The 18,496-nt window shown below is 68.9% G+C and carries 15 protein-coding genes; all 15 read right to left on the bottom strand.

What is annotated here, in order from left to right:
- Positions 1 to 8: 8 nt before the first annotated feature.
- Entirely contained in the window at positions 9 to 674 is a 666-nt protein-coding gene (locus tag OTB20_RS21975) for a maleylpyruvate isomerase family mycothiol-dependent enzyme (RefSeq protein WP_267819875.1), read from the bottom strand.
- A 5-nt stretch (positions 675 to 679) separates the two neighbouring features.
- On the bottom strand, positions 680 to 2,086 hold the full coding sequence (ahcY, locus tag OTB20_RS21970; RefSeq protein ID WP_267819874.1) for an adenosylhomocysteinase: 1,407 nt from the start codon (positions 2,084 to 2,086) through the stop codon (positions 680 to 682).
- 59 nt (positions 2,087 to 2,145) lie between these two features.
- On the bottom strand, positions 2,146 to 5,601 hold the full coding sequence (metH, locus tag OTB20_RS21965) for a methionine synthase (RefSeq protein ID WP_267819873.1): 3,456 nt from the start codon (positions 5,599 to 5,601) through the stop codon (positions 2,146 to 2,148).
- Entirely contained in the window at positions 5,598 to 6,581 is a 984-nt protein-coding gene (locus tag OTB20_RS21960; protein ID WP_267819872.1) for a carbohydrate kinase family protein, read from the bottom strand. Before OTB20_RS21960 ends, metH begins: the two co-directional genes overlap by 4 nt.
- 1 nt (position 6,582) lies before the next feature.
- Positions 6,583 to 7,797 carry a methionine adenosyltransferase gene (metK, locus tag OTB20_RS21955; protein ID WP_267819871.1) on the bottom strand — a complete coding sequence of 405 codons (1,215 nt, stop codon included), beginning with the start codon at positions 7,795 to 7,797 and terminating at the stop codon, positions 6,583 to 6,585.
- Entirely contained in the window at positions 7,794 to 8,519 is a 726-nt protein-coding gene (locus OTB20_RS21950) for a 4'-phosphopantetheinyl transferase superfamily protein (protein WP_267819870.1), read from the bottom strand. The genes metK and OTB20_RS21950 overlap by 4 nt, the downstream gene beginning before the upstream one ends.
- A 58-nt stretch (positions 8,520 to 8,577) precedes the next feature.
- A complete protein-coding gene (locus tag OTB20_RS21945; protein ID WP_267819869.1) occupies positions 8,578 to 9,438 on the bottom strand; it encodes a hypothetical protein in 861 nt (286 codons plus the stop codon).
- Between the two features lie 34 nt (positions 9,439 to 9,472).
- On the bottom strand, positions 9,473 to 10,366 hold the full coding sequence (locus OTB20_RS21940) for a diiron oxygenase (protein WP_267819868.1): 894 nt from the start codon (positions 10,364 to 10,366) through the stop codon (positions 9,473 to 9,475).
- Between the two features lie 42 nt (positions 10,367 to 10,408).
- Positions 10,409 to 11,455, bottom strand: a complete 1,047-nt coding sequence (locus OTB20_RS21935; RefSeq protein WP_267819867.1) for a class I SAM-dependent methyltransferase — start codon at positions 11,453 to 11,455, stop codon at positions 10,409 to 10,411.
- The gene (locus tag OTB20_RS21930) at positions 11,452 to 12,291 is read right to left on the bottom strand and encodes a class I SAM-dependent methyltransferase (RefSeq protein ID WP_267819866.1); all 840 of its coding nucleotides are present in this window, start codon (positions 12,289 to 12,291) and stop codon (positions 11,452 to 11,454) included. Before OTB20_RS21930 ends, OTB20_RS21935 begins: the two co-directional genes overlap by 4 nt.
- A gap of 75 nt (positions 12,292 to 12,366) precedes the next feature.
- Complete coding sequence (locus tag OTB20_RS21925) at positions 12,367 to 12,888, bottom strand: MaoC/PaaZ C-terminal domain-containing protein (protein ID WP_267819865.1); 522 nt, start codon at positions 12,886 to 12,888, stop codon at positions 12,367 to 12,369.
- A gap of 71 nt (positions 12,889 to 12,959) precedes the next feature.
- Positions 12,960 to 14,144: a trans-sulfuration enzyme family protein gene (locus tag OTB20_RS21920; protein WP_267819864.1), complete on the bottom strand. Its 1,185-nt coding sequence runs from the start codon at positions 14,142 to 14,144 to the stop codon at positions 12,960 to 12,962.
- 178 nt (positions 14,145 to 14,322) lie between these two features.
- The gene (locus OTB20_RS21915; RefSeq protein WP_267819863.1) at positions 14,323 to 15,756 is read right to left on the bottom strand and encodes an MFS transporter; all 1,434 of its coding nucleotides are present in this window, start codon (positions 15,754 to 15,756) and stop codon (positions 14,323 to 14,325) included.
- Positions 15,757 to 16,051: 295 nt separating this feature from the next.
- On the bottom strand, positions 16,052 to 17,050 hold the full coding sequence (locus tag OTB20_RS21910; RefSeq protein WP_267819862.1) for a TIGR03842 family LLM class F420-dependent oxidoreductase: 999 nt from the start codon (positions 17,048 to 17,050) through the stop codon (positions 16,052 to 16,054).
- Between the two features lie 30 nt (positions 17,051 to 17,080).
- The gene (gene hydA / locus OTB20_RS21905) at positions 17,081 to 18,481 is read right to left on the bottom strand and encodes a dihydropyrimidinase (RefSeq protein ID WP_267819861.1); all 1,401 of its coding nucleotides are present in this window, start codon (positions 18,479 to 18,481) and stop codon (positions 17,081 to 17,083) included.
- Positions 18,482 to 18,496: the final 15 nt, after the last annotated feature.

The following is an 18,496-nucleotide window of genomic DNA, read 5'->3' as shown; positions in this document are numbered from 1 at the left end:
TGGACTCGTCATCGGTAGATGAGCAGTTCCCGCTCCGTCGCACCCGTGAGTTCGTAGCGGGTGGCGACCAGCGAGCGGCCCGAGTAGATGCGGACCAGCGTTGCCGCGTCGCCGTGGAAGCGGGCTGCGGGCCGACCCTGAACCTCGTTTCCGAAACTCAACAGACCTTCGAGCCCGGCTACTTGTGCGACCAGCCGAGGCGTCTCCCGTTTGCGGCTGGTGATTCGGAGCAAGGGCAGGGCAAGCGTCAGGCTGTCCCCGCCGTAGGCCCCCGGCTCCCCGAACGCATCGCGGACATCGCCCGCGTGGACCCACTCCCCCAGCGCCACCGCGTCCAGCGTGCCGTCGCCCGCGGCGATCTCCCGGCCGGCTTCGGTGAGGCCCCGCTCCAACTCGTCAAGGATCCGGGGCAACGGCCAGTCCTCGCGCTCGGCGACGTCCGCCGCATTGGCCTCCGGGAGGAACACGCCCTCTTCCAGACGCCCTTCGACGATCCGCACCAGCGCCGCCGCGCAGTGGGCGAGTACCTGCCGGGCCGTCCAGCCCGGGCAGGCCGTGCGTTGCGCGTACGCCTCCGGAGGGGTCCGGCGCAGGAGCGGCATCAGCGCGTCGCGTTCGGTCCGCAACAGCCGGTCCGGGAGCCAGGGATCACGTATCTCGTCGAGAACGGTCATGGGGATCAGTAGCGGTAGTGGTCGGTCTTGTAGGGGCCGTCCACGTCCACGCCGATGTAGTCGGCCTGCTCCTGGCGGAGGGTGGTGAGGCGGACGCCGAGGGCGTCGAGGTGCAGGCGCGCCACCTTCTCGTCCAGGTGCTTGGGAAGCACGTAGACCCCGGTGGGGTACTCCTCCGGCTTGGTGAAGAGCTCGATCTGGGCCAGCGTCTGATCCGCGAAGGAGTTCGACATCACGAAGGACGGGTGACCCGTCGCGTTGCCCAGGTTCAGCAGACGACCCTCGGACAGCACGATGAGGACCTTGCCGTCGGGGAACTTCCAGGTGTGGACCTGGGGCTTGACCTCGTCCTTGACGATGCCCTCGATCTTCGCCAGACCGGCCATGTCGATCTCGTTGTCGAAGTGGCCGATGTTGCCCACGATCGCCTGGTGCTTCATCTTGGCCATGTCCGCGGCCATGATGATGTCCTTGTTGCCCGTGGTCGTGATGAAGATGTCGGCGATCTCCACGACATCGTCCAGCGTCGCGACCTGGTAGCCGTCCATCGCCGCCTGGAGCGCGCAGATCGGGTCGATCTCAGTGATGATCACACGCGCACCCTGGCCACGCAGGGACTCCGCGGAACCCTTGCCGACGTCGCCGTAACCGCAGACCACCGCGACCTTGCCGCCGATCAGGACATCGGTGGCGCGGTTGATGCCATCGATGAGGGAGTGACGGCAGCCGTACTTGTTGTCGAACTTCGACTTGGTGACGGCATCGTTCACATTGATCGCCGGGAACAGCAGGGTGCCTTCGGCCATCATCTCGTAGAGACGGTGGACGCCGGTGGTGGTCTCCTCGCTGACGCCGCGGATCTCCGCGGCCAGGGCGCTCCACTTCAGGGTGGTGCGGTGCAGGAGTTCCAGGACGAGGGACATCTCGTGGTTCTCGGCGGTCGAGGGGTCGGGGACCTTTCCGGCCTTCTCGTACTCGACGCCCTTGTGGACCAGGAGGGTGGCATCGCCGCCGTCGTCCAGGATCATGTTGGGGCCGGCGGCGTCGGGCCAGGTCAGTGCCTGCTCGGTGCACCACCAGTACTCCTCCAGCGTCTCGCCCTTCCAGGCGAAGACGGGAATGCCTGCGGCGGCGATGGCCGCGGCCGCGTGATCCTGGGTGGAGTAGATGTTGCAGGAGACCCAGCGGACCTGGGCGCCGAGGGCGACGAGGGTCTCGATGAGAACGGCGGTCTGCACGGTCATGTGCAGCGAGCCGGTGATCCGGGCGCCGGCCAGCGGCTGGGTGGCCGCGTACTCCCGGCGGATCGACATCAGACCCGGCATCTCGTGCTCGGCCAGGGTGATCTCCTTGCGCCCGAAGACGGCGAGGGAGAGGTCCGCGACCTTGAAATCAGTGAACTGGGTAGTCATGGAAGAACGCTCCTTGTGCTCTGGACGGTGCGGTGGACGGTGCGGGGCCACTGCGGGGCTCACCGGCGGCCGCCGGCATTGAAGTAGCCGGCTTCGGGGTGGTGGATGACGATGGCGTCGGTGGACTGCTCGGGGTGGAGCTGGAACTCCTCCGACAGGTGGACGCCGATGCGCTCCGGCTGGAGGAGGTCCGCGATCTTCGCCCGGTCCTCCAGGTCGGGGCAGGCGGGGTAGCCGAACGAGTAGCGACACCCCTGGTATTCGGTGCGGAACATGCCCTCCATAGCCGAGGGGTCGGACCCGGCCATACCGAGTTCGCTCCGCACCCTGGCATGCCAGTACTCGGCGAGGGCCTCGGCCAACTGCACGGACAGGCCGTGGAGTTCCAGGTAGTCACGGTAGGCGTTCGCCTCGAAGAGGCGGGCGGTCTCCTCGCCTATCCGGCTGCCGACGGTGACGATCTGGAAGCCGACGACGTCGATCTCGCCGGACTCCTCGGGGCGGGCGTAGTCCGCCAGGCACAGGCGGCGGCCGCGGCGCTGGCGCGGGAAGGTGAACCGCGTCCGCTCGGTGCCGTCCTCGTCCAGGACGATCAGGTCGTCACCCTTGGAGACGCAGGGGAAGTACCCGTAGACCACGGCCGCTTCGAGCAGCTGATCGGTGTGCAACCGGTCCAGCCAGCCGCGCAGCCGCGGACGTCCTTCCGTCTCGATCAAGTCGGCGTCCTTGAGCCCCCACTGCCCTTTGAAGAGCGCGCCTTCGTCGAGCCAGGAGGCGTACTCCTTGAGCGGGATGCCCTTGACGACACGGGACCCGAGGAACGGCGGCTCGGGTACGGGAGCATCGACGGCAACGTCGGAGCGGCCGGCCTCCTCGGGCTCGCGCACATCGGGCAGAGCGGTCCGTTGCGGTACTCGGCGCTGCTTGAGGGGTGGGAGGGTGACTCCGGGGACCCCGCGTTTGACTCCCATCAGGGCGTCCATGAGGCGTAGGCCTTCGAAGGCGTCGCGGGCGTAGCGGACTTCGCCTTCGTAGATCTCGTGGAGGTCCTGCTCGACGTAGGCGCGGGTCAGGGCGGCGCCGCCGAGGATCACCGGGTAGTCGGCCGCCAGCTTGCGCTGGTTGAGCTCCTCCAGGTTCTCCTTCATGATCACCGTCGACTTCACCAGCAGACCCGACATGCCGATCACATCGGCCTTGTGCTCCTGCGCCGCCTCCAGAATCGCGGAAACCGGCTGCTTGATACCAATGTTGACGACGTTGTAGCCATTGTTGGTGAGGATGATGTCGACAAGGTTCTTGCCGATGTCATGGACATCCCCACGGACCGTGGCCAGCACGATCGTGCCCTTGCCATCCGCATCGGACTTCTCCATGTGCGGCTCGAGATGCGCGACCGCGTTCTTCATCACCTCAGCCGACTGCAGCACGAACGGCAACTGCATCTGACCGGAGCCGAACAGCTCCCCCACAACCTTCATACCCTCCAGCAGGGTGTCATTGACGATGTCGAGCGCGGGCCTGGTCTCCAGCGCCTCGTCGAGGTCGGCCGCCAGGCCGTTCTTCTCACCATCGATGATCCGGCGCTGCAGCCGCTCGTCCAGCGGCAACGCGAGAAGCTCCTCGGCCCGGCCCGCCTTCATCGACTTGGTGTTGACCCCCTCGAAGAGAGCCATCAGCTTCTGCAGCGGGTCATACCCCTCCGCACGCCGGTCATAGATGAGGTCGAGAGCGGTGCCCACCTGCTCATCGTCGAAGCGGGCGATCGGCAAAATCTTGCTGGCGTGGACGATCGCCGAATCCAGACCGGCCTTCACGCACTCATCGAGGAAAACCGAGTTCAGCAGGACACGGGCGGCCGGATTCAGACCGAAGGAGATGTTCGACAGACCCAGCGTCGTCTGCACATCCGGGTGACGGCGCTTCAGCTCCCGGATCGACTCGATCGTCGCGATCCCGTCCTTACGCGACTCCTCCTGACCCGTGCAGATCGTGAACGTCAGCGTGTCGATGAGGATGTCCGACTCGTGAATCCCCCAGTTCCCCGTCAGATCGGCGATCAGACGCTGCGCGATGGCGACCTTGTGCTCGACGGTGCGGGCCTGGCCCTCCTCATCGATCGTCAGCGCGATCAGTGCCGCACCGTGCTCCTGGGCGAGGCCGGTGACCTTCGCGAACCGGGACTCCGGCCCGTCGCCGTCCTCGTAGTTCACGGAGTTGATGACCGCGCGGCCGCCCAGCTTCTCCAGACCCGCCCGCAGAACAGGAACCTCGGTCGAGTCCAGGACGATCGGCAGCGTCGACGCGGTCGCGAAACGTCCGGCCAGCTCCTTCATGTCCGCGACCCCGTCACGGCCCACGTAGTCCACGCACAGGTCGAGCATGTGCGCGCCCTCACGGATCTGGTCGCGGACCATCTCCACACAGTCGTCCCAACGCGCCTCGAGCATGGCATCACGGAACTTCTTCGACCCGTTCGCGTTCGTCCGCTCACCGATCGCCATGAACGAAATGTCCTGCCGGAACGGCACCGTCTGATACAGCGAGGACGCACCCGGCTCCGGGCTCGGCCGGCGCACCGCCGGGCTCAGACCGCGGACCCGCTCCACGACCTGGCGCAAGTGCTCAGGCGTCGTACCGCAGCAGCCACCGACCAGGGAAAGCCCGTACTCACCGACGAAAGTCTCCTGCGCGTCCGCCAGCTCGGACGCGGACAACGGATAGTGCGCACCGTTCTTGCCGAGGACCGGCAGACCCGCATTCGGCATGCACGAAAGGGGGATACGGGAGTTCCGCGCGAGATACCGCAGGTGCTCACTCATCTCAGCCGGCCCGGTCGCACAGTTCAGGCCGATCATGTCGATACCGAGCGGCTCCAACGCCGTCAGCGCCGCGCCGATCTCCGAACCCAGCAACATCGTGCCCGTCGCCTCGACCGTCACCTGAACGATGAGCGGCAGGTCACCCATCGCGCACCACTCCAGCGCCCGGCGCGCACCGATGACGGCCGCCTTCGCCTGGAGGAGGTCCTGCGAGGTTTCGACGAGCAGCGCGTCCGCGCCACCCCTGATCAGGCCCTCGGCGTTCTCCTGGTACGCGTCGCGCAAGGGCTCGTACGCCACGTGCTTGAGCGTGGGCAGTTTGGTACCGGGGCCCATGGAGCCCAGCACCCAGCGGGGCCGGCCGTCCTTCGCCGTGAACGCGTCCGCAGCTTCCCGGGCGATGCGCGCTCCGGCCTCGGACAGGTCGTAGACCCGGCCCTCCACGCCGTACTCGGCGAGCGCTGAGAGATTGGCCCCGAAGGTGTTCGTCTCGACGCAGTCCACACCCACCGCGTAGTACTCGTCATGGACCGACCGGACGATGTCGGGCCGGGTGACGTTGAGGATCTCGTTGCAGCCCTCGAGACCCATGAAGTCGTCGAGTGTCGGATCGGCGGCCTGGAGCATCGTTCCCATCGCCCCGTCGGCCACCACGACCCGCTTCGCGAGCTCCTCCCTCAGTGGCCGCCTCATGCCAACTCCCACAGGTGTGCGGTCAGCTCCGTCTCGTACCTGCAGCCGTATGCCGTGCCGAGCAGGGAGAGCAGCGACTCGCCGGACACTCGGTACTCCTGCGTACCCACGGAGTCGAGGACGGTCGCGGCGAGTGCGCAGCCCAGCTGGGCCGCGCTCCGCTCGGAGACGCCCCAGGCCGTGGCGGCGAGGAACCCGGCCCGGAAGGCGTCGCCGACTCCGGTCGGGTCGACGGCCTCCGGCACCTCGACCGCGTGCACGGTCAGCGGCGCGCCGCCGGCGGTCCGGATCCGTACGCCGTCCTCGCCCCGGGTGGTCACCCAGGAGTCGACCCGTCGCAGGACCTGGTCCTCGGTCAGCCCGGACTTCTCGCACAGCAGGGCTGCTTCGTACTCGTTGGTGAACAGCCGGCTCGCGCCGTCCACCAGTTCCCGGATCTGCGCCCGTTCCAGTCGCGCCAGCTGCTGCGACGGGTCTGCGGCGAAGGGGATGCCCAGCTCACGACAGGTCCGCGTATGGCGGAGCATGGCCTGCGGGTCGTCGGGCGAGATCAGCACCAGGTCGGGGCGTCCGGCCCGGGCGGCGACGTCCCTCAGGTCGATCTCGCGGGCCTCGACCATGGCGCCCTCGTAGAACGTCGCGATCTGGTTCTGGTCCCGGTCGGTGGTGCAGACGAAACGCGCGGTGTGGCACGTCTCGCTGACCCGAACGGAGTCGGTGTCGACGCCGTGGTCCTTGAGCCACACCCGGTACGGCTCGAAGTCCCTTCCCACAGCGCCCACCAGGACCGGCCGCAGTCCCAGTGTTCCCAGGCCGAACGCGATGTTGGCCGCCACTCCGCCGCGGCGGAATTCCAGGTTGTCGGCGAGGAAGGACAGGGATATCCGGTCCAGCCGGTCCGCCAGCAGCTGCTCGGCGAACCGGCCGGGGAAGGTCATCAGATGGTCGGTCGCGATGGACCCCGTGACAACGATGCGCATGTCAGAACCCAACGGCCCGGCGCAGGGCGTCCACGCGGTCGGTGCGCTCCCAGGTGAAGTCGGGCAGCTCGCGGCCGAAGTGGCCGTAGGCGGCGGTCTGGGCGTAGATCGGCCGGAGCAGGTTCAGATCGCGGATGATCGCGGCCGGCCGGAGGTCGAAGACGTCCGAGACGGCTTCCTGGATGCGCTCGTCCGTCAGCTTCCCCGTGCCGAAGGTCTCGACGAACAGGCCGACGGGCTCGGCCTTGCCGATCGCGTAGGCGACCTGGACCTCGCAGCGCGAGGCCAGACCGGCGGCCACGACGTTCTTGGCGACCCAGCGCATGGCGTACGCGGCGGAGCGGTCGACCTTGGACGGGTCCTTGCCGGAGAAGGCGCCGCCACCGTGACGGGCCATCCCGCCATAGGTGTCGATGATGATCTTGCGGCCGGTCAGGCCGGCGTCGCCCATCGGACCGCCGATCTCGAAGCGGCCGGTCGGGTTGACCAGCAGCCGGTAGCCCTCGGTCTCCAGCTTGATGCCGTCCTCGACGAGCTGGTTCAGTACGTGCTCCACGACGAACTCACGGATGTCGGGAGCGAGCAGTCCGTCGAGGTCCACGTCGGCGGCGTGCTGCGAGGACACGACGACGGTGTCCAGGCGCACGGCCCGGTCGCCGTCGTACTCGATGGTGACCTGCGTCTTGCCGTCGGGGCGCAGGTACGGCACGGTCCCGTCCTTGCGGACCTCGGTCAGCCGACGGGCCAGCCGGTGCGCGATGTGGATCGGCAGCGGCATCAGCTCGGGCGTCTCGTCACAGGCGTACCCGAACATCAGGCCCTGGTCTCCGGCACCCTGTTCGTCGAGCTCGTCGCTCGCCCCCGCACCGTCCACCCGCTTCTCGAAGGCGGTGTCGACGCCCTGCGCGATGTCGGGCGACTGCGCCCCGATGGACACCGACACGCCACAGGAGGCGCCGTCGAAGCCCTTCTTCGAGGAGTCGTAGCCGATGTCGAGAACGGCCTCGCGAACGAGGGCGGCTATGGGCGCGTAGGCCTTGGTCGTCACCTCGCCCGCTATGTGGACCAGGCCCGTGGTGATGAGGGTCTCCACCGCCACCCGGGAGGCGGGGTCCTCGCGCAGCAGCGCGTCGAGGATGGTGTCGCTGATCCGGTCGGCGATCTTGTCGGGGTGTCCCTCGGTGACCGACTCGGAGGTGAACAGCCGCTTGCTCATGCCTGCCCCACCTCGACCTCGACCGGGAAGAAGTGCGACTCGATGGCGGCGAGGGTGCGGATCTCGTCCACCTCCAGGGTCTCCATCTGGATCGACCGCCCACACTGCTGCTCGAGCAGGAAGACGAACTCGACGAAGGACAGCGAGTCGATGAGCCGGTTCTCGATGAGATCCAGGTCGGAGGCGATGTCCTCGCGCTCCGTGTGACGGGCGAGGAGCCAGTTCTTCACCTGCTGCAGACCGTCGGACATGGTTGTTCTCCTTGAAGTGCTGTGCATGGATGAGGGGTTGGTTGCCGGGGCGGCCGAGGCCCCGGCCGGGCCGGGAAGGATCGGAGGGAGGGGGTAGCCCGCCGAGCCGGCTTGGAGGACGGGGGCGGCGACGGCCACCGCGTAGTCCACGTCGTGGCTGATGGACACGGTGATCTCGGCGATGCCGGATGCCGCGGCCATCTCGGCCGCGCCCCGGCGGAGCTCGACGAGGGGCCAGCCCCCTTCGGAACGCCGCACGACGATGTCGAGCCAGGGGAGGAACCTGCCCCGGACGCGGAGGGTCTTGAAGGACGCTTCCTTGGCCGCTATCCGGCCGCAGAGACTCAGTACGTCGAGGCCGGAAGCCGTCCGGCAGTCGGCGAGTTCACCGGGGGTGAGCATCCGGTCGAAGAACTCCTCGCCGTACTCGGCGAGCAGTCGGCGGACACGGGTGACGGACACGATGTCCATGCCTAGATTCGCCCAGCCCAGGCCGCCCGCCGGCGGGGCGACGGGTCGTGTCGGCACGTCAGATCGCCGGCCCGGCCGCATTCGCACGCAGGACGGCCTCGGTCGCCGCCTCCCAGCTGCCGTGCCGCCTGGTCAGTGCGGACAGCCAGCGCTCCAGTCCGAATGCGGCGCAGCTGGTGAAGGCCGGGCTGCCGCTCGATTCCAGTGTGATCTCGCACCGGTCGCCGAAGAAGTTGCGGTGGGTGTTGACCGAGGCGATCGCCAGGTCCTCGTACAGGAACTCGTGCTTGACCGGGGTGAGCCGCTGGAGCACTGCCTTCGAGCTGCCTTTGTCGAAGAACGGGTCGCAGGCGGCCTCCTTGCGCAGCGGCAGGTCCAGCGCCTCGGCGAAGGCCTGGATGCGCGAGGTGAACCGGGCGAGGTGGGACTCGGCGTGCTCGCGGGTCCCGATCGCCACCACTTCCCGCATGCGGAAGCCGAGTTGCCGGCGCAGGCCCTCGTAGTGCTCCTCCTTGCGGAAGCACCAGCCGACAACGGTGACCAGGGTGTCGTCCGCGACCTGGCGGCCCTGATGGTCGATGTAGACGGCGTAGCAGGACGCGGACGGGAGTCCGAGCGCTGCCGGCTGGAGGGCGGTGCAGGGGAAGCAACCGCTGTCCGTACAGAACTCGCTGGTCTCCCTTGCCGCCAGGTCGAGCGGGGCCGCGACGACGGCCTGGTGGGGGAAGTTGTCGTAGTAGTCGAGCCGGGCCAGGTCGGATGCCAGCAGCAGCGGGGGCATGGTCATCGGGCGGGCGCCCGCGCTCACGCCCCAGCCCTCGAAGGTGTCGTCGAGGAGCCGCAGCAGGGCGGTCCCCTCGGGTCCGAGGGACGGCAGGCCCCTCGTCTCCCCGACGCTCGCATGGGTTGTCACGGTCATGGTGGAGTCACCTCTCGGACGACGGACGGCTCGTTCAGACGACGGGCAGGACGTCATCGGTGAAGATCCCGGCCTTAAGGAAGAAGCCGAGCGGTTTGCGGATGGCCTTGCGCTCGTACGGACGGCGTCCCTCGTCGGCGACCAGCGCGTTGCGCAGTGCCAGCGGGTCGGCGATGCCGGCGTCGCGGTACACGTGCGGGTTGTAGAGGGAGTTGACGCTGTAGACGACGTACCGCTTGAGGTACGCCTCCACTTCGGCGAGCCGCTGCACGGACACCGTGTCCCGCATCCGCTTGAACAGCAGGGAGACCAGCTCGCGCCCGAAGGCGATGTGCCGTGACTCGTCCTGGTGGTGGATGCGGTTGACCTCGCGGATGGTGTGGCACAGGGACTCGTCCCGCGCCATCCTCGTGTTGTAGTGGTCGACGAGTTCCTCGAAGAACAGGATCCGGGCGAAGACCAGGAAGTTCTCCACATCCGGTTCCCACGCGGAGTCGGCGCGCATGGCGGTCGAGCCGTAGATCTTGTCGCCGTAGCGGCGGCAGAACTCGGCGAAGAACCACATGTGTTCGTTCTCTTCGCCGATGAAGTGGTGGAAGAAGTCGGAGGGTACTTCGAAGCCGGGCATGTGGATCCGGCCGACCACCTCGATGAGCAGCTCACGGATGCCGTGCACGTTGAGGCTGTAGAAGTTGATGCTCTCCCACTTGGAGAGGCGGTGGATGGTCTCCTCGCCGAGCTCCTCGTAGAAGGGGGTGCCGTAGACGGTGAGCAGCTCGGGGGTCATCCAGAGCCGGCCCTCTTCGAGCTTCTCGGGCCAGTCGAACTGCTGGTACGGGTTGTAGTACTCCTCGATGGAGCGCGAGCTGAGCCGTTCCAGGACTTCCAGGAACCGGTCACTGACGGGCAGGGGGGCGGCGAGGCCCATGGAGACTCCCTCGGTGTGGTGGTGGGCGCGGCGGACGCGCGGTCAGGGCCGGACTTCGTAGACGGCGTTGACCGGGGTCTCTGTCGCGCGCCGCCAGCGGGTGAAGCCGGCCTCCTGCGCGATCGCGCGGAACGCCTGCTCGCCGGAGTGGTTGCCGAGCGCGTGAGGGCCCCGCTGGGCGACGGCCACGGGCAGGCACATCACGGCGGACAGCGCCATGAACATGCGGGCGGCGGGTGTCTGCGTATCGATGTCGGCGGGCGAGACGTTGGACTCGACGAGCATCCACGTCCCCTCGGCGTCCAGGGACTTGTGCACGTGCTGCGCGGCGGCGACGGGGTCGCCCATGTCGTGCAGGGCGTTGAAGAAGGTGACGAGGTCGTAGCCGGAGCCGGGGTAGTCGTCGGCCGCGGCGACGTCGAAGACGACGCGGTCGCCGAGTCCGGCGTCCTCGGCGAGCTGCCGGGCGATGGAGATGGCTTCCTCGGAGTAGTCGAAGCCGTGCACGGTCGCCTCGGGGAATGCCCTGGCGATGAGCAGCGTGGTGTGCCCGACTCCGCAGCCCACGTCGGCGACGGCGCCGCCGGCGTGGAGTTTGCCGGTGACCCCGTGGAGGGCGGGCAGCCAGTCGGGGACGAGCCGGTGCTGGTAGGTGGGCTGGAAGAAGCTTCCCATCCCGGTGTCCAGTGCCGGATCGTGTTCCGCCCAGCCGACGCCGTCGCCGGAGCGGTACGCGTCGACGAGCAGGTCCTCGGTTGCGTAGAGGGCCTTGAGGGCGGTGAAGAATCCGGCGGCGAAGGTGACGGCGTCCGGGTCGGCGAGTACGGGCACGTGGTCGGCGGGCAGCGTGTACGTGTCGGCGCTCGGGTGGCGCTCGACGTACCCGGCGCTCAGCTGGGCGTGCAGCCACTCCTGCGCGTACCGCTCGGCGATCCCGGTGCGCACCGCGAGCCCGGCCGCGGTGAGGGGGCCGTCCTCGGCCAGCGCACGGTACAGGCCGAGCCGCTCGCCGAGGGCGACGGTGAGCCCGCGTACGGCCGCTCCCGCATCGCTGATGACGCGCTGGTGGAACTCGTGCGTGCCGCTCATGCCGCCACCTCCTCGGAGCCCGGAAGGTCGCAGGTGAACAGGAACGAGCGGGGAACGCCCGGGACACTGCGCGGCGGAACCGGGTACGGCCAGCGGCCGAAGTCGGCGCCCGGCTCGCCCGGCTGCCGCACCTCGCGGACTTCCCACCCGCACTCGGCGAGCAGTTGCTCGGGGGTTTCCGTGCCGAACAGCCAGGGGTTGCCGTCTTCGGCGAGGCAGTTCAGGAAGGGGCGGGAGAGGGGGTTCATCAGGGCGGCCCTGCTGATGACGTCTCCGAGCAGCACCGAGTCGGGCGCGGAGTGCACGGCCAGGGTCGAGATCAGGTTGCGCACGGCGCCCTCGGGGAGGAAGAAGAGGAGCCCCTCGACCACCCACAGCACCGGCTCGTCACTGCGCCAGCCGGCCTCCTTGAGCGGACCGGTCCAGTCCTGCGTGAGGTCCACGGGGACGGTGACGCGGCTGCGCCCGGCGGGAGCGGGTTCGTCGGCGAGCATCCGCGCCTTCGCCTCCAGCAGCGCGGGGCGGTCCAGCTCGTAGACGGTGACGCCCTCGGGCCAGGGGAGCCGGTAGAAGCGGGTGTCCATGCCGGCGGCGAGGAAAACGATCTGGCGGATGCCGTGTTCCTCGACGGCCCGTACGACGGCCCGGTCCAGGTAGGTGGTGCGGATGGCGAGGAACGGTACGGTGCCGGCCCCGGCGTAGCGCTCCAGGAGTTCGAAGCCGATGTCGTCGGCGACGGTGCGTGCGTAGGGATCGGCGAACAGCCGGTCCTCTCGGTCGGTCTCCAGGGCTCGCGCTGCGGCGGTCCACTGGGCGGTTCGGGATACGGCCTCCACAGGAGGTCTCCCTTCACATCGGGTGGGATGGGTACGGACGGTCGCGGGGTTCGAGGTGGTCTCGCGCCGGGGTGGTCAGGCCATGGCTCGCACGCACGGGACCGGATCCTCGGCGGCGGACTTCGTCCCGGAACACGGGGCGTCGGCAACGGCACCGGCGGGCCTGCGCTCGAAGATGCTGTGCAGGATCATGCTGAAGACGACCGCCCCGTCGCGGTCGAGCAGAAGGCACTTGGGCTGCACGATGCCGGTGCTCGAGTTGAACGGCGACGGGCGGGATCCGAGGATCTCCACTCGGGCGGTGAGGACGTCCCCCGGGCGCACGGGGCGCACGTAGCGGATCTCGTCGACCCCGGGGGAACCGGTGCACGCGCTGTGGACCAGCAACCCGTCGACGTAGCGCCTCATGAACATCGAGGCGGTGTGCCAGCCACTGGCGATCAGGCCGCCGAACGGCGAACCGGCGGCGAGCACCGGGTCCGTGTGGAAGGGCTGCGGGTCGAAGCGCCTACCGAATTCCAGCACCTCCTCAACGGTGACGGTGACCGTGCCCAGCTCGTGGACGTCACCGGTCCGGAAGTCCTCGAAGTACCGCATCGTGCGCCCCTTTTGACGTAGAGCAGTGATTCCTTGGCGTGAACCAATCTACGAATGGTTCATTTATTTTGTCAACCCAAAACAACGCCGGACAGGGCCTGTTCGACGTCGCGCCACAGGTCTTCGGGGTCCTCGATGCCTACGGACATCCGCACCAGGCCCGCCCCGATCCCCGCTGCGGCCAACGCCGCCGCGCCCAGCTCCCGGTGCGAGGTACTGGCCGGATGCGTCACCAGCGTCTCCACCCCGCCCAGCGACAGCGCGAGCCGTGCCAGCCGCACGCCCTCCACGAACGCCCTTCCCGCCTCCCGGCCTCCGGCGAGCTCGAAGGAGAGCAGCCCTCCCCCACCGGAGAGCACCTTGCGTGCGACGGCGTACGAGGGGTGGGCGGGGAGCCAGGGCCAGTGGATGGCCGTGACGGCGGGATGAGCGGCCAGCCGGCCGGCCAGCACGTCGGCGTTGGCGCAGTGCTCACGCATCCGCAGGGGCAGCGTCGGTATCCCCCGCAGGGTCAACCAGGCGGCGAACGGGTCCGGGGTGGAACCGAGTTCGACCGTCCGCGGCCATATCTCCTGCCGCAGCCCGTCGTCCGCGAAGACGGCCGCCCCGCCGAGGACGTCGGAGTGTCCGGCCAGGTACTTGGTCGTGGAGTGGAGCACGATGTCGGCGCCGAGTTCGATGGGGCGGCACAGGACGGGTGACGCGAGGGAGTTGTCCACGGCGCTGATGACGTTCCGGCGTCGGGCGGCAGCCAACAGGCCTGGCAGATCGGGGACTTGGCCAGTCGGGTTCGCGATGGTCTCCATGACGAGCAGCCGGGTCCGGGGACCGGCCGCCGCCTCGAACTCCACCACTTCGTCGCCGCTGACGTACGTGACCTCGATGCCGTACCGGTCCGCCAGGTCGGTCAGGGAGGCGTACGTCCCTCCGTAGAGACACCGCTGCGCCACGACGTGATCACCCGGACGCAGGAGCGCCAGCAGGACGCCGCTGATGGCCCCCATCCCGGAGGCGAAGGCGATCGCCGAAGCACCGCCCTCCAGGCCGGCCAGCGTGTGCTCCAGGGCGCGGACCGTGGGATTGCCCCGGCGGCTGTAGACGTACTGGCCGTCCGGGCCGGCCATGGCTTCGGCGAGCTCGCTCGCGGAGTCGAAGGCGAAGGCGGACGACTGCACCAGAGGAACGGAGAGGGGCCGGCTCCCCCGGGCCGGAGGCTGGTTCACGACGTGTACGGCACGGGTTCGGATGTCTTCCATGAGGTCTCCTGCCTGATCGGCCGGTCCGGCCGTCGGGGTCGGGCGTGCGGGTGCGGTTGGGAGTGGGAGGCGGGGTACGGGCACGGATGGGAAGCGTGGGCAGCGGCAGAAAGGGGTCGCCCGATGTCCGTGGCGGACCTCGGGCGACCCCTTGGCCGGTGCGGGACGAGCCCGTGCGTCACACCCCGGCGGTCTCGCTCTGCGGCGCGGGGGCGGCTGCTGGCGCCGCCGCCCGGTCCCCCTTCATCACGAGAAGGGTGATCACGGCGCCCGCGGCCGCGATGGCGGCGGCGGCGAGGAACGCGGCACTGAAGCCATCGGTGAGGGCGGGCAGGTCGCCCAGCTCACCGGCGCCCTGCGTGGTGGCAAGAGCGGTCAGGGCGGCCAGACCCAGGGCCGAGCCCACGTTGTACGTCGTGTTGACGATGCCCGAGGCCAGACCCGCCTGCTCCTGGGGGGCGCCGGACATGGCGGCGATCATCGCGGGAATGTAGGCCAGCGCCATGCCGAGGGCGGCAACGAGCGAGGCCGGCAGGACGTCGACCAGGAAGGTGCCGGTCGGCTCCACGGCCGACAGCCAGACCAGCCCGGCCGAGAGGGCCAGAAGCCCTGCGACGATCAGCGGCTTCGCGCCGAACCTGCCCATGAGGCGGCTGGTGATCGCCGTCATGAAGATCATCAGCAGGACGGTCATGGGGAGCAGCGCGGCGCCGGAGGCGAAGGCCCCGTAGTTCAGCACCTGCTGCAGGTAGAGGTTGAGGAAGTACCACATCGGGATCCACGCGGCGCCGAGCAGCGTCATCGCCAGGTTGGCCGAGCCGAGACGCGGCACGCGCCAGACGCTGAGCGGCATGAGCGGCTCGCGGATGGACTTCTGGATCAGGAAGAAGACGACGAGCAGGACGACGGCGCCGATCAGCTCGAGGACGGTCGCGGTGGAGCCCCAGCCCACTTCGGGCGCGCGGACGACGGCGAACACGGCGAGCGCCAGGCCCGCGGTGACCGCGACCGCGCCCAGGACGTCCACGGAACCGCGACGGGACGCGACGGCGGGCAGCAGCCTGGTCGCGGCGAGGGTCGCGAGACCGATCGGGATGTAGATGATGAAGACCCACTGCCAGCTCATCCACTCGGTGAAGACACCACCCAGGAACACGCCCGCGGTGCCACCGGCGGGAGCAGCGGCGCCGTACAGCGCCATCGCCTTGCCGAGCTCCTTCGGGTCGTGCATGAAGAGCATCATCAACAGGGTCATGGCGGCGGGTGCGATGAGCGCGCCACCGACGCCCTGGACAGCGCGGCCGACGATCTCGACCGTGGCCGTCTGCGCGGCAGCGGCGACGATCGAGCCGACGATCATGGTCGCCCAGCCGGCGGCGAAGATCTTGCGGGCTCCGACCAGGTCGGAGAGTCGACCGCCGAGCAGGAGCAGTCCGCCGAAGACGATGACGTAGGCGTTGAAGACCCACTGCAGCTCGCCCTGCGAGAAGCCGAGGTCCTTCTGCATCTCGGGGAGTGCCACCCCGATGATCGAGGTGTCCATGATGACCATGAACTGCGCGGTGGCGAGCACGGCAAGTGCCCACCAACGCAGGGGATTGACGGTTGCCATTTGCCCTGACCCTTCTCTGCAACATACCCCTGGGGGGTACTTCTGCGGAGCAACGTAGCATACCCATAGGGGGTATGTAAGAGCCGGAGCCCGCCCTCGGTCGGCCCCAGGTGGCGAATCCGGCCCCGAGGCGACAGGGCTGCGCGGTCAGGCCGCCGCAACGCAGAAAGCCGCCTCTCGAACCGGGTTCAACACCCGGTCCGAGAGGCGGCTCTTTCATGTTGATGCGCCGTCGGAGAAGGCGCGGGGGCGTCACGGGCCGGTCTTCCGGCCGGCCCCGCGCCCCTCGTAAAGGTCAGCTGAACAACGGGATGACGTCGGATCCGTACGCGTCGATGGTCGCTTCACGGGCGTCGTGCATGTTGTAGAGGGCGAACTGGTCGACGCCGAGATCGCGCAGTGCCCGGAGCTTCTCGATGTGGGCCTCGGCCGGACCCAGCAGGCAGAAGCGGTCGACGATCTCGTCGGGGACGAAGTCGGCCGAGGGATTCCCGGTGCGGCCGTGGTGGCTGTAGTCGTAGCCCTGGCGGGATTTGACGTACTCCGTGAGCTCGTCCGGGACCATCGAGGAGTGCTCGCCGTAGCGGGAGACCAGGTCGGCGACGTGATTGCCGACCATGCCGCCGAACCAGCGGCACTGGTCGCGGGCGTGCGCGAGATCGTCCCCCACGTACGCCGGGGCCGCTACGCAGATGGTGATCGAGTCGGGGTCGCGGCCGGCCTCCACGGCGGCCTGGCGGACCGCCTTGATCATCCACTCGGTGAGGTAGAGGTCGGCGAGCTGAAGGATGAACCCGTCGGCCTTCTGCCCGGCGAGCGCGAGGGCCTTGGGCCCGTACGCGGCCATCCAGACGGGCAGCTTCCCGTCCGTGATCCAGGGGATCCGGATCGGGTTGCCGTCCACGACCGCCTCACGGCCCTCCGCCAGATCCCGGATCACCTCGATGGCCTCCCCGAGCCGTGCCAGGGTGTTGGGGGCCCGGCCCGCGACCCGCATCGCCGAGTCCCCGCGGCCGATCCCGCAGACGGTGCGGTTGCCGTACATGTCGTTGAGGGTGGCGAAGGTGGAGGCGGTCACCTCCCAGGTGCGGGTGCCCGGGTTGGTGACCATCGGACCGACGTGCATGCGCTGCGTGTTGGCCAGGATCTGGCTGTAGATGACGAACGGTTCCTGCCACAGCACGGCGGAGTCGAAGGTCCAGCCGTAGCGGAAGCCGTTGCGTTCGCCGCGCTTCATGAGGCTGACGACCTGCGAGGCGGGCGGGTCGGTCTGCAGGACGAGGCCGAAGTCCATCGCGTGTCCTTAGATTGAGCACAGCCTTGCTTACAGGTACTGACAGGTGGAGCGGGGGATGAAGGCCCCGTGGCCGGCCCGGCCGGTGTACTCGCGCTGGTCGATGACGAGTTCGCCGCGCGAGAGGACCGTGTCGACGCGTCCGGTGATCCGCTTGCCCTCGTACGCCGAGTAGTCCACGTTCATGTGGTGCGTCTCGGCGGAGATGACCTGCTCGGCATGCGGATCATAGAGGACGATGTCGGCATCGGAACCCGGCGCGATCGTGCCCTTCTGCGGGTAGAGCCCGAACATCCGGGCCGGGGTCGCGCACGCGATCTCGATCCAGCGCCGGCGGCTGATGTGCCCGTCCAGGACCGCCTGGTGGAGGAGGTCCATGCGGTTCTCCACGCCCGGCAGGCCATTCGGGATCTTCGAGAAGTCCCCGCGGCCCAGCTCCTTCTGACCGCGGAAACAGAACGGGCAGTGGTCCGTGGAAACCACCTGGAGGTCGTTCGTGCGCAGGCCCCGCCACAGCGCCGCCTGGTGCTCGCGGGGGCGCAACGGGGTGGAGCACACGTACTTGGCGCCCTGGAAGTCCGGCTCTTCGAGGTTGTCGGTGGACAGGAACAGGTACTGCGGGCAGGTTTCACCGAAGACCGGCAAGCCCTTGTCCCGGGCAAGCGCCAGCTCCGCGACGGCCTCCTCCGCCGATACGTGGACCACGTACAGCGGGGCGCCCGCCACCCGCGCCAGCTGGATCGCCCGGTGGGTGGCCTCCGCCTCCAGCAGCACCTTGCGGACCTCGCCGTGGTGACGGGGATCGGTCTCCCCGCGCGCCAGGGCCTGTTCGACGAGCACGTCGATCGCGATGCCGTTCTCCGCGTGCATCATGATCAGCCCGCCGTTGCCCGACGCCCGCTGCATCGCGCGCAGGATCTGCCCGTCGTCGCTGTAGAAGACCCCGGGGTACGCCATGAACAGCTTGAAGGAGGTGATCCCCTCCCCCACCAGGTGGTCCATCTCCTTCAGGGTGCCCTCGTGGACGTCCGAGAGGATCATGTGGAAGGCGTAGTCGACGGCGCACTGGCCGTCGGCCTTGGCGTACCAGGCGTCCAGGCCCTCGCGCAGGGCGTGCCCCGGCGTCTGCACGGCGAAGTCCACGATGGTGGTGGTGCCGCCCCAGGCGGCGGCCCGGGTCCCGGTTTCGAAGGTGTCGGAGGCGGCGGTGCCGCCGAAGGGCAGCTCCATGTGGGTGTGGGCGTCGACCCCGCCGGGGATGACGTACTTCCCGCTCGCGTCGATCGTCCGGTCGGCCGTCCAGGTTCCGGCGGCCGCCGTGCCGTGTGCCGCGAGGGCGGCGACCCGGCCGTCCTCGATCAGCACGTCGGCGTGGAGCTCGTCGGCGGCCGTGATGACGAGGCCGCCGCGGATGAGGGTGCGGATGCTCATGTACGTCTTCCCCCG

Source organism: Streptomyces sp. H27-H1, assembly GCF_026627445.1.
Lineage (GTDB): Bacteria > Actinomycetota > Actinomycetes > Streptomycetales > Streptomycetaceae > Streptomyces.
The sequence above is the reverse complement of the archived record's forward strand: the minus strand, read 5'-3'. Positions and strand labels throughout refer to the sequence as shown.

Excerpts from the sequence above, each read along its gene's own strand:
- OTB20_RS21975 (WP_267819875.1), bottom strand. The coding sequence starts at position 674 with ATGACCGTTCTCGACGAGATACGTGATCCCTGGCTCCCGGACCGGCTG.
- ahcY (WP_267819874.1), bottom strand. The coding sequence starts at position 2,086 with ATGACTACCCAGTTCACTGATTTCAAGGTCGCGGACCTCTCCCTCGCC.
- metH (WP_267819873.1), bottom strand. The coding sequence starts at position 5,601 with ATGAGGCGGCCACTGAGGGAGGAGCTCGCGAAGCGGGTCGTGGTGGCC.
- OTB20_RS21960 (WP_267819872.1), bottom strand. The coding sequence starts at position 6,581 with ATGCGCATCGTTGTCACGGGGTCCATCGCGACCGACCATCTGATGACC.
- metK (WP_267819871.1), bottom strand. The coding sequence starts at position 7,797 with ATGAGCAAGCGGCTGTTCACCTCCGAGTCGGTCACCGAGGGACACCCC.
- OTB20_RS21950 (WP_267819870.1), bottom strand. The coding sequence starts at position 8,519 with ATGGACATCGTGTCCGTCACCCGTGTCCGCCGACTGCTCGCCGAGTAC.
- OTB20_RS21945 (WP_267819869.1), bottom strand. The coding sequence starts at position 9,438 with ATGACCGTGACAACCCATGCGAGCGTCGGGGAGACGAGGGGCCTGCCG.
- OTB20_RS21940 (WP_267819868.1), bottom strand. The coding sequence starts at position 10,366 with ATGGGCCTCGCCGCCCCCCTGCCCGTCAGTGACCGGTTCCTGGAAGTC.
- OTB20_RS21935 (WP_267819867.1), bottom strand. The coding sequence starts at position 11,455 with ATGAGCGGCACGCACGAGTTCCACCAGCGCGTCATCAGCGATGCGGGA.
- OTB20_RS21925 (WP_267819865.1), bottom strand. The coding sequence starts at position 12,888 with ATGCGGTACTTCGAGGACTTCCGGACCGGTGACGTCCACGAGCTGGGC.
- OTB20_RS21920 (WP_267819864.1), bottom strand. The coding sequence starts at position 14,144 with ATGGAAGACATCCGAACCCGTGCCGTACACGTCGTGAACCAGCCTCCG.
- OTB20_RS21915 (WP_267819863.1), bottom strand. The coding sequence starts at position 15,756 with ATGGCAACCGTCAATCCCCTGCGTTGGTGGGCACTTGCCGTGCTCGCC.
- OTB20_RS21910 (WP_267819862.1), bottom strand. The coding sequence starts at position 17,050 with ATGGACTTCGGCCTCGTCCTGCAGACCGACCCGCCCGCCTCGCAGGTC.
- hydA (WP_267819861.1), bottom strand. The coding sequence starts at position 18,481 with ATGAGCATCCGCACCCTCATCCGCGGCGGCCTCGTCATCACGGCCGCC.